The organism is Kitasatospora sp. NPDC042419, from assembly GCF_056437345.1.
This window is the reverse complement of record NZ_JBWKAW010000004.1, coordinates 340,750-352,858: the sequence shown is the minus strand read 5'-3', so window position 1 is coordinate 352,858 and position 12,109 is coordinate 340,750. Positions and strand designations below refer to the sequence as shown.

Sequence of the window (12,109 nt, the reverse complement as noted above, 5' to 3'; positions counted from 1 at the left end):
CACCCGCACGTAGCGACCGTTCATGCCACCCTGGAACGCTCCCTGTCATGAACGCCAACCCTCCGGCGACCCCCCAGGATCCGCGCTTCCCCCTGCCCAAGCGCCACCGCCGTTTCCTGGCCTGCGCCGCCGTCCTCGCCTCCGTCACCCTCGGCACCCTGGGTGTCGGGGCCACCGTGGAGACCGTCCGGCACGACACGGTGGCGACCGCCACGGCCAGCCGATGATGTGACCGGGGTCACACGGAGTCATGGTATGGTCATTGGTATGGCCACCACCAAGAAGTACACCGTGACCCTGCCCGAGGATCTCGCGGAGGAGATCCGTTCGAAAGTCGGCCCCGGCGAGTTCAGCCGCTACGTCACGCAGGCCATAGAGCGCCAGGCGGAGCGGGACCGGCTCGGTGAACTGGTGGACTGGTGGGAATCGGAATACGGTCCGGTCCCGGAGCAGGCACTGAGCGAGGCCGAAGCCGAGCGCCGCGAGCACGAGGCCTGGTTCGCCGCCCGCGAGGCCCGCGCACTGGAGCAGGAGAGGCGAGCGAGTTGAACACCGGACTCGTCTACGTCCTCGACTCCGAGAGCCTCTCGCAGGCCGCGCTGGGCGCGACTCCCATGGGGGGTCGACTCAAGGACGCAGCCAAGCAGGGCATCCGGGTCGTCACCAGCTCCATGACCATGATCGAAGCCCACCACGAACGCATCAACAAAGCGGCCTGGAACTGGACCCTCTCCCGCATCATCGTCGAGCCGGTCACCCAGGACCTGGCCGAGGAAGCCCTCACCCTCCTCCGCGGCGCCGGGCTCCACGGCCACAAGTACGCGATCGACGCCGCACTGGTGGCCGTCGCGCTCCGGCAGCAGGGCCGGGTCGTCGTCTACACGTCCGATGTCGACGACATCGAACGCATCTCCGACGGTCGCCTCAGGGTGGCCCGCCTCTGAACCCTCACGCGTGCTGCTCGGCCCTCGGGGACAGCGGGGCGGGGATGGTGGCCTCCGGGTCGCGGCGGGAGTGGCGGCCGGTGCCGGGGGCGGGCAGGAGGTCGGGGGCCGGGGCGTAGCGGGCCGCGGGGGCGCGCAGGAGCCAGCCCGGGGGCCGGGTGCCGCGGGGGGCGGGGGTGATCAGGCCCATCCGGTGGAGCAGGTCCAGGGCGTCGCGGCGCAGCGCCGTACGGTCCGCCAGGTAGTCACGGCGCCGGTCGGCCGGGAGCCCGTACTCGTCCGCGATGTCGCCGAGGACCCCGTCTATCAGCGCGTCCGGGACGGGCACGTCGGCGTCGGTGGTCTCGCCGGGGAGCGGCCGGACCTCCTCGACCAGGCGCTCGACCAGCAGCAGGGCGGCCTGCGGGAGGGTGCCGGCCCCGGGCAGGGCGAGGTCGGTGAGCTCCTCGGCGGGGTCGAGCAGGGCGACGCCCTCGGCGCGGTGCTCCGCCTCCAGGCCGAGGAAGTCGGCGAGGGCGGCCGGGCCGGAGTGGCGGTGGTCGCGCAGCCAGGCGCGCTGGTCCTCGGGCAGGTCGGTGGCGAGGACGGCCGGGGTCTCGGCGAGGCGGCGGCGGACGGCGGTGCCGGGTTCGGCCTCGGCGGCGCGGCGGATCAGCTCGGCGGCGTCGGCGGCGAGCGCGGGCGGACCGGCCGGGACAGCGCGGGCGAGCTCCCGGTCGACCGTCAGGACGGTCTCGCCGTCACCCGGACCGCCCGGCCCACCTGAACCGCCCGAGCCTCCCGGACCGGTCGGACCGCCCGGATCCGCCGGGAGGTCGGTCAGCACCTGCCAGTCGGCGAGCGTGGCGAGCGCCATGCCCAGGTCGGCGCGCGCGGCGTCCGGGGCGGGCGCGGCCTCCGGGCCGACGGCACGCATCGCGGACAGCAGCCCGCCGAGCGGCAGCCGCTCGGGCGCGTCGACCAGCAGGGCCAGCGCGAGCGCCAGCTGGGCGTACCCGCCGGGGGTGAACGGCTCACCGGTGACGGGGTGTTCGAGGCGGCGGGTGCATCCGGGGCCGAGTCCGGCCTTGTGCAGACGCGCGTGCCAGGGGCCGACGACCAGGCGGTAGCCGAGCAGGGTGTCGAAGCGCTCGGTGAGCCAGTCGCCGTGACGGCGGATCAGCGGGAAGCCGTCGGCGTGCGGCCCGGAGGCGGTGACCAGCGGGTGGGCGAGCAACAGCCGGGCGGCGATCCGCCGTTCGGCCGCGGTGGTGGCGGCGGACCGGTCCTGGGTTCCGGCCGCCGCGCCCCGGGAGCGTTCGGGCTTGCGGTGCTTGCCGGGCCTGCCCGGCTTGGCGCCCGAGAGGACGACGGGAAGCGCTCCGGCGTCCCGGCGGGCGCGGCGCAGGCCGCCGGCGGGCCGGGCCTCGCGGGTGCGCAGCAGGACGGGGGCGTGGGCGGTGGGGCCGTGCCACCAGCTGACCTCGGCCACCGGTTCGGCGGCGGAGACAGAGACGGGTGCGGGTGCGGGTCCGGGTGCGGGTGCGGCCGGGGCGGACTCCGGGGAACCGGCGAAGGGTTCGGCCGCCGCCGGTCCCGCCTGCGCGGGCACGGGCACCGCCGGTGCCGCCACCGCGGGTGCGCCGAAGTGGCGGGCCGGGTAGAGGCCGAAGGAGGCGGCGCAGAGGTCGTCGGCGGTGCCGGGGTCGGCCCGGGCGAACCACTCGGCGAGCCGGAGCAGCCCCGGGTCGGGCGAGAGCGCGGGCCCCGGTCCGGCGACCACCGCGGCAGCCGCCTGCGGGTCGTCAGCTCCCGCCGTGACCACGGCATCAGACGCGGGCACGGGTACGGACCGGGCCGAGGCTGCGGGTACGGCCTCGCGTACGACGACGACGGCGTCGGTGGTGCCCCGCCCCGCCCCGCCCGCGCGCCCGTCCGACGTGCCACCGGTCACCCGTGCGGTGCCGATCGCGTACTCCTGCTGCTCCATGTCGTGGACCAGAGTAGACGGTGGGCGCGGCCCCCGTGGCAGCTACCGGCCCCCCGGGCCACCGAACCGCGCGTCACCTCGCGCCCGACGACGGAGCGGCGTCCGACCGGCGCACGGGATCGGACCGGGTCGGGCCGGGCGGCGCCCGGCGGGGACCGGGCCGGCCGGCGGTCGACGTGCCCGGCCGGCGCGCCGTCGCCGCGCGCGCCGATCCGGCCGGGCGCCCCGCCCCCCTGCCGACCGGGAACCTACGCGCGGGTAACAATCTCTTCCCTGCCCTGCTCCGGTCGCCTATCGTGCCCAGCAGGGACCACCCCGCTCCCCACCCACCCGGAGGACACCGCCGCATGAGCATCCGTACGACCACCCGCGCCGTTCTCGGCGGCCGTCTGCGTTCGGCCACCGGGCTGCTCACCGGCTTCGCCACCACCTCGGTGGCCCACCTGGGCGCGATCCTGAGCGACACTCCGGCGCTCCGGCACGCCACCAAGCCGGCGCTGATGCCGCTGCTGGCCGCGCACAGCGTGGTCAGCGCCGCGGCGGCGGGCCGGCAGGCCCCGAAGCTGCTGGCGCCCGCGCTGCTGCTGAGCGCGGGCGGGGACGTCCTGCTCCAGCTCGGCAACGACACGGCGTTCCTGGCCGGCATGGGCTCGTTCGCGGCGGCGCACGTCTGCTACGTGACGATGTTCGTCGGGCAGGGGGCGCTCACCGAACGGCGCCGGGCGCTGCTGGTGGCCGCGGCGTACGCGGCGGCCTGGGCGACGATGATCGGCCGGCTCTGGCCGGACCTCGGGGACCTGCAGGCGCCGGTCGCCGGCTACAGCCTGCTACTCGCCTCGACGGCCGTCGCCTCGGCCGGGCTGGGCCTGCGGACCGGGCTGGGCGGGGCGCTGTTCCTGCTCTCCGACACGCTGATCGCCACCAAGCTGGCCAAGTGGCGGGAGCTGCCGGGGCACCAGTTCTGGATCATGGCGACGTACATCCTGGCGCAGTACCTGCTGGCCACCGGCGCACTCGGGGCCGCCGAGGCAGCCGAGCACGCGAAGGAAGCGGAGGGAGCGGAGGGCAGCGAGGACGCGGGGAGCACCCGGACCGCCGCGGACGCGGACCCCACCGGAAGCCCTACGGCCGTCTGACCGCCGCCTGACGGCCCCGCCCGAGCGGCCGACCGCCCGACAGACCCAGGGTGCCGCCGGACGGACCGTCCGGCGGCACCCCTGAGCGAACCGCTCCGGTGCGGGTGTTCATTCAGGCGGACCCGGCGCCGGCCCGCCGGCGCAGCAGCCAGAACCCGCCCACACCGCCGGCGACCAGCAGCACACCACCCGCGAGCTCCACCGGGTCGGCCGCCACCGAGCCGCCGAGGCCGGTCTTCACCGCGCCGTGCGGGGCGACCTGCTGGCTGCCCGCCCCGGACTGCCCGAGCGACCCGGCCCACTCGCCGGCCGCCTCGCTCCACCCGCCCAGCCCGGTCGGCGTGGAGCCGGCCCCGGAGGACGAGACCGACACCGTCGTCACGGTGACGCTCGTGGCGAAGGAGCCGCCGTCCGGACAGCTGCCGTCGACCTTGTTGTCGCCGGCGTACTTGCCCGCCAGCCGGGCGGACCCGGTGTGCTTGCCGTCCGAGCCGAGCGTGAGGGTGGCCGGGCCGCCCTCGAAGGCCGGGGAGTTGGCGGTGATGGTCTTGCCTTCGGGCTTGTCGGACTTCTCGCAGGAGACCGTGACCGTCACGGTCTGGCCCGGTGCGGCCTGGGACGGGCTGACCGTGGCGGCACCGTCCTTGGCCATCGCGGTGGGAGCCGTCAGGCCGGTCAGCACCGCTGCGCCGATCAGGGCGGCGGCGGCCGTACGCGTGGGGCGCATGCCGGAACCTCCGGGATTCTCGGGCGCAGCCGGGGACTCGGATGTCCTCGTGATCGAACAACTACACCCAGTTACTCACCGACGGTATCCACCCCTCCCCCGCCCGGCCACCGGTCAGGGCCGTTCGGGGGACCGGCCGTCACCCACCGTGACTCAGAGATCGAGGTCGACGACGACCGGGGCGTGGTCCGAGGTGCCCTTGCCCTTGCGGGCCTCGCGGTCGACGTAGCTGTCGGTGACGGCGTCGGCGAAGGGCTTGTTGGCGTAGGTGAGGTCGATCCGCATGCCCCGGTTCTTCGGGAAGGCCAGCTGGCGGTAGTCCCAGTAGGTGTAGGGGCGGTCGTACTTGAGCGGGCGGGGCATCACGTCGTGCAGGCCGGCGTCGTCGAGGGCGGCCAGTGCGGCCCGCTCGGCGGGGGTGACGTGGGTCAGGCCCTCGAAGGCGGCGACATCGAAGACGTCCTCGTCGGTCGGGGCGATGTTGAAGTCGCCGAGGACGGCGAACGGGCGGGTGCCGGCCGCGTCCTCCAGCGAGGCCTGCCGCAGCGCCTCCAGCCACTCCAGCTTGTAGCGGTAGTGGGCGTGGTCGACCTCGCGGCCGTTGGGCACGTAGACCGACCAGACCCGGACCGGCCCGCAGGTGGCGGCGACGGCGCGCGGCTCGACGTCCGGCAGCAGGGCGTCGTCGGCGAGGTAGCCGGGCTGGCCGGGGAGGTCGCGGACGACGTCCTCCAGGCCGAGCCGGGAGACGATCGCCACGCCGTTCCACCGGCCGGTGCCGTGGGCGGCGGTCTCGTAGCCCAGCTCGCGGACCTGCTCGTACGGGAACGCGTCGGCCGCGCACTTGAGCTCCTGGAGGCAGAGCACGTCGGGCTTGGCGCTCTCCAGCCATTCGAGGAGCTTGGGCAGCCGCGCGGTGACGGAGTTGATGTTCCAGGTGGCGATGCGGACGGTCACGGCGGGCGGCCTTCCCGATGGCGGTACGGACGAGGGGTGGACGCCCTGGCAGGCGTCCACCCCGAATCTACCGAACGGCACCGACAAACCGGCCCGGCCGGACCCGGCCACGGACCCGGTGCCGACGCCGGCACCCGAGCCGTCGCCGTCCCCGGGTCAGGGGGCGGGCCGGACCACCGCCGCCGAGCCGCCGCCGCGGCGCACCGGTTCGGCGGCCGCGACCCAGCGGCCGTCCGGCAGCCGCTCGACGCCGGTCGCCGCGCCGATCTCCGGCGTGCTCGCGAAGACGTGGCCGAGCGCCTCCAGCCGGGCCCGTTCGGGCAGCGCCAGGAAGGCCGGCTCGGCCTGGGTGGCGGCCGTGTTGCGCTGGCTGGCGCGCGGCGAGGCGATCGCCTGCTCCAGGCTCAGCCCCCGGTCGAGGCGGCCGAGCAGCACCTGGAGGGTGGTGGTGATGATGGTCGCGCCGCCGGGCGAACCGGCCGCCAGCACGGGCTCGCCGTCGCGCAGCACGATGGTCGGCGAGAGCGAGGAGCGCGGCCGCTTGCCGGGGCCGGGCAGGTTGGGGTCGGGCACGCCGGGGACGAGCGGGGTGAAGTTGAAGTCGGTCAGCTCGTTGTTGAGCAGGAAGCCGCGGCCGGGGACGGTGATGCCGCTGCCGCCGGTCTGCTCCAGGGTGAGGGTGTAGGAGACGACGTTGCCCCAGCGGTCGGCCACGGTGAGGTGGCTGGTGCTCAGGCCCTCGTACGGCTCGGCGGCGGGCGCCACGCCCTCGCTCGCGCAGTCGGCGGGGTGGCGCGGGTCGCCGGGCGGGAGCGGGCTGGTGAGGGCGCGGTCGGGGCTGATCAGGCAGGCGCGCGAGGCGGCGTAGCGCGCGGAGAGCAGCTCCCGCACCGGGACGTCGTTGAACGCCGGGTCGCCGACCCAGCGGTTGCGGTCTGCGAAGGCGATCCGCGAGGCGTCCAGGAAGTGGTGGTAGTACTGCGTGGCGTCGTAGCCGCCGAGCTCGCCGTCCTCCAGGATGCCGAGCGCCTCGCCGACGGTGGTGCCGCCGGAACTGGACGGGGCGATCGAGTAGAGGTCGTAGTCCCGGTAGGCGACGTGGGTGGGCTGCTGCCGGCGGACCTGGTAGCCGGCCAGGTCGGCGGCGTCCACCTTGCCGGGCCTGGCGGTGCGTCCGGAGGCCGGGTCGACCGGCGGGTGCTGGATGGTGCGGACGATGTCGGCGGCGAGGTCGCCCTGGTAGAGCGCCTTGACGCCCTCCCGGCCGAGCTGCCGGTAGGTGGCCGCGAGGTCGGGGTTGCGGAAGGTCGAGCCGACGACGGGGAGCGCGCCGCCGGGCAGGAAGAGCCGGGCGGTGTCGGGGAAGTCCTTGAACCGGGCCTGGTTGAGCGCGGTCTGGTCCTGGAAGGTCTGGTCGACGGTGAAGCCCTGCTCGGCGATCCGCTGGGCGGGCTTGAGCGCCTCGGCGAAGGGGCGCTTGCCCCAGAGCCGGACGGCGGTCTCCCAGGTGGCCGGGGAGCCGGGCACGCCGACGGAGAGGCCGCTGGTGACGGCGTCGGCGAACGGCAGCGGCTTGCCGCCCTCCAGGAACAGCGACTCGTCGGCGGTCCGGGAGGCCACCTCCCGGCCGTCGATGGTGTGCACCCGGCCGGTGTCGTGGTCGTAGTAGACGAAGTACCCGCCGCCGCCGATCCCGGCCGAGTACGGCTCGGTGACGCCGAGCGCGGCGGCGACGGCCACGGCCGCGTCCACCGCGTTGCCGCCCTTGCGCAGCACCTCGATCCCGGCGGCCGTGGCGTCGGCGTCCACGCTGGCCACCGCCCCGCCCCAGCCCACCGCCTCGGGCACCTTGGCCGGGGTCGCGGTCGGCGGCGCGGCCGCGCCGGCCGGCCCGGCGACCGTGCAGACCAGGGCCGTGGCGAGCAGCAACGGCGGGGCGATTCGGGCCAGCGCTCTCATCCGGAGTCCTCCTGAGTTCCTGAGCGGACGTCAACTCCGTTGTTTCACAGGAGCCATGACCCCGACAACAGGGCCACGGACCTACCAACGGGTAGTTGACGCGCGGCAGTCGGCACGGAGGAGCGCAGGTACGGGGGAACGAAGGAGCGCAGGAGCACAGGAACGCAGGAACGTGTTCCGGATCCGGTGCGCCCGAGGAGCGGGACGCCCCAGGGGGGCAGGAGCCGACCGGGGCCGGCTCCTGCCTCCGACCTACGGGACGGTGCGCTCCACCCGGCGGCGCTTGATGGTGCGGAAGCGGCGGGCGACCTGGCGGGCGAGGTCGGCGGCGCCGACCAGGCCGGCCTCGTTGCCGAGGGCGGCGTGCACGACGGCCGCCTCGGGGCGGAAGCCCCGGCCGGTGAGGGTGCGGCGGAAGGCGTCCCGGGCGGGGCCGAGGAGGAGGTCGCCGGCCTCGGAGACGCCGCCGCCGACGACGAAGCGGCCCGGGTCGAGGGCGGCGGCCAGGTTGGCGATGCCGACGCCGAGCCAGGTGCCGACCTCGTAGAGCAGTTCGGTGGCGGTCGGGTCGCCGGCCCGGGCGGCCTCGGTGACGAGCGGCCCGGTGATGCCCTCGATCGTCCCGCCGGCCCGGGCCAGCAGCGGCTGGACCACCGGGGACTCCTCGACCACCAGCTCGCGGGCGTCGCGGACCAGCGCGTTGCCGGAGGAGTACTGCTCCCAGCAGCCGCGGTTGCCGCACGGGCACCGGTGGCCGCCGGGAACCACCTGCATGTGCCCGAACTCGCCCGCCAGCCCGTACTTGCCCCGGTCCACGAAGCCGTCGCGGACGACGGCACCGCCGATGCCGGTGCCCAGGGTGAGCATCACCATGTGGTCCTCACCCCGGCCGGCACCGAACCGCCACTCGGCCCAGGCGGCCGCGTTGGCGTCGTTCTCGACGATCACCGGGAACCGCAGCCGCTCGCTGAGCGCCTGCTGGAGGGGCTCGTTGCGCCAGTTCAGGTGCGGGGCGAAGAGCACGGTGGCGCGGTCGGCGTCCACCCAGCCGGCCGCGCCGATGCCGACCGCGTGGACGTCGTGCCGGTCGGAGAGTTCGAGCACCAGCTCGACGATGACGTCCTCGACCACCTTGGGGCTCTTGGACTTGTCCGGCGTGTCGGTGCGCAGCTTCTCCAGCACCTTGCCCTCGCCGTCCACCACGCCGGCGACGACCTTGGTGCCCCCGATGTCGACGCCGATGGTCGGCAGCCGCAGCAGGCCGGCGGGCAGCGCCCGTCGGCGGCGCTCGGCGCGGGGGCCGAGGCCGAGCAGGGTCGGCAGGACCGGCGGCCGGGTGGTGGCTTGGGGGCTGGTCACGGCTGCGGGCGCTCCTCACGGTGGTCGGGTTCGGGGTCGATGGGACGGGGGCCGGAACCGGGGCCGGACCCCGGCCTCGGACCGGGGCCGGGGCCGGGGCCGGACCGGCCGAGCTCGTGGGAGAGCTCGGCGAGGTCGGAGCCGCCCGCCATCTCGGTGGTGAGCTGTTCGAGGCCGATCTCGGCCCTGGGGTGGCTGCCGGCCATCCGGCCCCGCTTGAGCAGGGTGAAGTGGTCGCCGACCAGGTAGGCGTGGTGCGGGTTGTGGGTGATCAGCACCACGCCGAGGCCGGCGTCCCGGGCGGCGGTGACGTACTTGAGCACCACGCCGGACTGCTTGACGCCGAGCGCGGCGGTCGGCTCGTCCAGGATCAGCACCCGGGCGCCGAAGTGCACGGCGCGGGCGATCGCGACGCACTGCCGCTGACCGCCGGAGAGGGTGCCGATCGGGCGGTCGACGTCGGGCAGGTCGATGCCCATGTCGGCGAGCGCCCGCCGGGTGGTGGCGCGCATGCCGTCGGCGTCCAGGCGCAGGCCGCCCCAGCGCTTGTACCCCTGCTCGGAGCCGAGGAAGAAGTTCCGCCAGACCGGCATCAGCGGCACCACGGCGAGGTCCTGGTAGACGGTGGCGATGCCGCGGTCGAGGGCCTGGCGCGGGGAGTCGAAGCGGACCTCCTCGCCGCCCACCGTGAAGGTGCCCTCGTCGTGCCGGTGCAGCCCGGCGATGATCTTGATCAGGGTGGACTTGCCGGCTCCGTTGTCGCCGAGCACGCAGCTGATCTCACCGGAGCGCAGGGTCAGCGAGACGTCCTCCAGCGCGCGGACGGTGCCGTAGGTCTTGCCGACGCCTTCGAGGGCGAGCAGTTCGGTGCCCGCCCCGGGCGCGGCCGTCGTGTCCGGCGCGTTCATCGCGGCCCCCGTTCGGCCCGGCGCTTCACCCAGGAGTTCAGCAGGGCGGCGAGCAGCAGCATCGCACCGAGGAAGAACTTGAACCAGTCCGGGTTCCACTGGGCGTAGATGATGCCCTTGCTGGCCATGCCGAAGATCAGCGCCCCGAGCGCGGAGCCGGCCACCGAGCCGTAGCCGCCGGTGATCAGGCAGCCGCCGATGACGGCCGCGACGATGTAGATCAGCTCGTTGCCGACGCCCTCGCCGGACTGCACGGTGTCGAAGGAGAAGAGCAGGTGCTGGCCGAGGACCCAGGCGCCGAAGCCGACGAACAGGTAGAGCACCGTCTTCGTGCGGGCGACCGGGACACCGACCGCGCGGGCCGCGGCCGCGTCACCGCCGACCGCGAAGACCCAGTTGCCGAAGCGGGTGCGCAGCAGCACCCAGCTGCCGACGAGCAGCAGGCCGAGCCACCACCAGACGGTGGCCTTGATCGTCAGCCCGCCGACGGTCACCTCGGAGGCGAACAGCCAGCGGCAGGAGGCGAAGCCCTCCATGTCGGAGATCGGCTTGGTGGAGACGGTCCCGGAGACCAGCTTGGTGACACCGAGGTTGGCGCCGGTGAGCATCAGGAAGGTGCCGAGGGTGACGATGAAGCTCGGCAGCTTGGTGCGGGCCAGCATCCACCCGTTGAAGAGGCCGACGCAGAGCGTGACGCCCAGCGAGACCAGCACGCCCACCCAGGTCACCGCGGTGAGCTGGTAGGACACCATCGACGAGGTGAGCGCGGCGGTGGTCACCAGCACGCCGGCCGAGAGGTCGAACTCGCCGCCGATCATCAGCAGCGAGATCGGCACCGCCATGATCCCGATGGTGGAGGCCGCGTACAGCACGGTGCCCATCGAGGAGACCCGCAGGAAGGGTTCGGCGGTGGCGGCGAAGACCAGGAAGACCGCGGCGGCGGCGATCAGCGCGCCCAGTTCGGGCCGGGCGGCGAGCCGGCGCAGCGCCGCCGGCCGGTCCTGGGCCAGGAGGTCGGGGGTGCTCAACGCGTCCCCCTCGCGACGTACTCGACGAGCGCGTCGGCGTCCTTCCGGGTGAGGATCTGCGGGCCGGTGGCGACCGGCTTGCCCCCGCCGAGCATGTCGAGGTTGGAGCGGTAGAGCCAGAGCAGGTCGACGCCCTCGTAGCCCTGGAGGTAGGGCTGCTGGTCGACGGCGAAGCCGACGGCGCCGGACTTGAGGCCGGACACCACCTGGGTGCCCAGGTCGAAGGTGTCGAGCTCGACCGGGCGGCGGGCGTCCTGGACGGCCTGCAGGCCGGTGGCGGCCATCGGGCCGGAGAGGGTCAGCACGGTGTCGATGGCCTGGTCGGACTGGAGCTTGGCGGAGACCGCCGCACGGGCGTCCGGCATGTTGACGCCGTCGACGTAGAGCACCTGGAAGGACCCGCCGGACGTGGCCTGGGCGCCGGAGCAGCGCTGCTCCTGCCCGACGTTGCCCTGCTCGTGGATCACGCAGAGGACGTTCTTGCGGCCCCGGGCGGACAGTTCGGTGCCGGCCGCCTGGCCGGCGGTCGACTCGTCCTGGCCGATGTGGGTGAGCGCGCCGAAGCGGGCGGAGTACTCCTGGCCCGAGTTGATGGTGATCACCGGGATGCCGGCGGCCTTGGCCTTGCCGAGCACGTCGGCCATCGCCTCGCCCTTGGCGAGGGTGACGAGCAGGCCGTCGACCTTCTGGTCGATGGCGGCCTGGACGAGCTGGACCTGGTTCTGGGTCTGCGCGTCGTTGGAGTACAGGAAGGTGATGTTGTCCTTGGCGGCGGCCTGCTCGGCGCCCTTGCGCACGGTGTCCCAGAAGGCGTCGCCGGCGCCCGCGTGGGTCACCATCGCCACCTTCCAGCGGGGGGTGGTGACGGCGCCGCCGGCGGCCGAGGCCTTGGCGCGCGCCTGCTCGGCGCGTCTGCCTCCGGTGCTGCTGCAGCCGGCTACGGCGACCACGAGGGCCAGGACGGCGCAGGCGGGCCAGAGCCGGCGGATGGGACCAGTGCGGGTTGTGCTCATGCCCATAGTCTCGCTGCCCGGCGGACGCGGCTTCGCACCGCCTCGCCCGGCGGCCGGATCCGTCCGGGCGGTATCGTGCCCTGCGGGGGATTCCTGGGAGCCCGCTGGA

12 protein-coding genes are annotated in these 12,109 nt (G+C 74.7%); 4 read left to right on the top strand and 8 right to left on the bottom strand.

Annotated features, from left to right (window positions below; all coding sequences use genetic code 11):
* The first annotated feature begins 47 nt into the window (after positions 1-47).
* From AC067J_RS11410 to AC067J_RS11400, 3 genes are read left to right on the top strand one after another with little or no spacing between them, the layout of a single operon-like run.
* Positions 48-227 (top strand): hypothetical protein, encoded by a 180-nt coding sequence (locus AC067J_RS11410; protein ID WP_478297914.1) that lies wholly within the window; start codon positions 48-50, stop codon positions 225-227.
* 40 nt (positions 228-267) lie between these two features.
* Positions 268-549 carry a hypothetical protein gene (locus AC067J_RS11405; RefSeq protein ID WP_478297912.1) on the top strand — a complete coding sequence of 94 codons (282 nt, stop codon included), beginning with the start codon at positions 268-270 and terminating at the stop codon, positions 547-549.
* A complete protein-coding gene (locus AC067J_RS11400) occupies positions 546-944 on the top strand; it encodes a hypothetical protein (protein WP_478297910.1) in 399 nt (132 codons plus the stop codon). Before AC067J_RS11405 ends, AC067J_RS11400 begins: the two co-directional genes overlap by 4 nt.
* A 4-nt stretch (positions 945-948) precedes the next feature.
* Here the strand turns inward: AC067J_RS11400 and AC067J_RS11395 are convergent, their stop codons facing one another.
* Positions 949-2,913 (bottom strand): DUF2398 family protein, encoded by a 1,965-nt coding sequence (locus AC067J_RS11395; protein ID WP_478297908.1) that lies wholly within the window; start codon positions 2,911-2,913, stop codon positions 949-951.
* 347 nt (positions 2,914-3,260) lie between these two features.
* On the opposite strand from AC067J_RS11395, the gene AC067J_RS11390 reads away from it, so the two are divergent.
* The gene (locus tag AC067J_RS11390) at positions 3,261-4,049 is read left to right on the top strand and encodes a lysoplasmalogenase (protein WP_478297906.1); all 789 of its coding nucleotides are present in this window, start codon (positions 3,261-3,263) and stop codon (positions 4,047-4,049) included.
* A 112-nt stretch (positions 4,050-4,161) separates the two neighbouring features.
* Here the strand turns inward: AC067J_RS11390 and AC067J_RS11385 are convergent, their stop codons facing one another.
* The 7 genes from AC067J_RS11385 to AC067J_RS11355 all read right to left on the bottom strand — a co-directional run bounded on the left by AC067J_RS11385 (position 4,162) and on the right by AC067J_RS11355 (position 12,000).
* The gene (locus AC067J_RS11385; protein ID WP_478297904.1) at positions 4,162-4,776 is read right to left on the bottom strand and encodes a hypothetical protein; all 615 of its coding nucleotides are present in this window, start codon (positions 4,774-4,776) and stop codon (positions 4,162-4,164) included.
* A gap of 153 nt (positions 4,777-4,929) precedes the next feature.
* Positions 4,930-5,733 (bottom strand): exodeoxyribonuclease III, encoded by an 804-nt coding sequence (locus tag AC067J_RS11380; RefSeq protein ID WP_478297902.1) that lies wholly within the window; start codon positions 5,731-5,733, stop codon positions 4,930-4,932.
* Positions 5,734-5,889: 156 nt separating this feature from the next.
* Entirely contained in the window at positions 5,890-7,692 is a 1,803-nt protein-coding gene (gene ggt / locus AC067J_RS11375; RefSeq protein ID WP_478297900.1) for a gamma-glutamyltransferase, read from the bottom strand.
* A 252-nt stretch (positions 7,693-7,944) separates the two neighbouring features.
* Positions 7,945-9,051 carry an ROK family glucokinase gene (locus tag AC067J_RS11370; RefSeq protein ID WP_478297898.1) on the bottom strand — a complete coding sequence of 369 codons (1,107 nt, stop codon included), beginning with the start codon at positions 9,049-9,051 and terminating at the stop codon, positions 7,945-7,947.
* Positions 9,048-9,959 (bottom strand): ATP-binding cassette domain-containing protein, encoded by a 912-nt coding sequence (locus AC067J_RS11365; protein WP_478297896.1) that lies wholly within the window; start codon positions 9,957-9,959, stop codon positions 9,048-9,050. The genes AC067J_RS11370 and AC067J_RS11365 overlap by 4 nt, the downstream gene beginning before the upstream one ends.
* Complete coding sequence (locus AC067J_RS11360; RefSeq protein WP_478297894.1) at positions 9,956-10,987, bottom strand: ABC transporter permease; 1,032 nt, start codon at positions 10,985-10,987, stop codon at positions 9,956-9,958. Before AC067J_RS11360 ends, AC067J_RS11365 begins: the two co-directional genes overlap by 4 nt.
* Positions 10,984-12,000, bottom strand: coding sequence for a substrate-binding domain-containing protein (locus AC067J_RS11355; RefSeq protein WP_478297892.1), 1,017 nt, complete (start codon positions 11,998-12,000; stop codon positions 10,984-10,986). Before AC067J_RS11355 ends, AC067J_RS11360 begins: the two co-directional genes overlap by 4 nt.
* Positions 12,001-12,109 lie beyond the last annotated feature (109 nt).

Excerpts from the sequence above, each read along its gene's own strand:
- AC067J_RS11385 (WP_478297904.1), bottom strand. The coding sequence starts at position 4,776 with ATGCGCCCCACGCGTACGGCCGCCGCCGCCCTGATCGGCGCAGCGGTG.
- AC067J_RS11410 (WP_478297914.1), top strand. The coding sequence starts at position 48 with ATGAACGCCAACCCTCCGGCGACCCCCCAGGATCCGCGCTTCCCCCTG.
- AC067J_RS11355 (WP_478297892.1), bottom strand. The coding sequence starts at position 12,000 with ATGAGCACAACCCGCACTGGTCCCATCCGCCGGCTCTGGCCCGCCTGC.
- AC067J_RS11365 (WP_478297896.1), bottom strand. The coding sequence starts at position 9,959 with ATGAACGCGCCGGACACGACGGCCGCGCCCGGGGCGGGCACCGAACTG.
- ggt (WP_478297900.1), bottom strand. The coding sequence starts at position 7,692 with ATGAGAGCGCTGGCCCGAATCGCCCCGCCGTTGCTGCTCGCCACGGCC.
- AC067J_RS11390 (WP_478297906.1), top strand. The coding sequence starts at position 3,261 with ATGAGCATCCGTACGACCACCCGCGCCGTTCTCGGCGGCCGTCTGCGT.
- AC067J_RS11405 (WP_478297912.1), top strand. The coding sequence starts at position 268 with ATGGCCACCACCAAGAAGTACACCGTGACCCTGCCCGAGGATCTCGCG.
- AC067J_RS11395 (WP_478297908.1), bottom strand. The coding sequence starts at position 2,913 with ATGGAGCAGCAGGAGTACGCGATCGGCACCGCACGGGTGACCGGTGGC.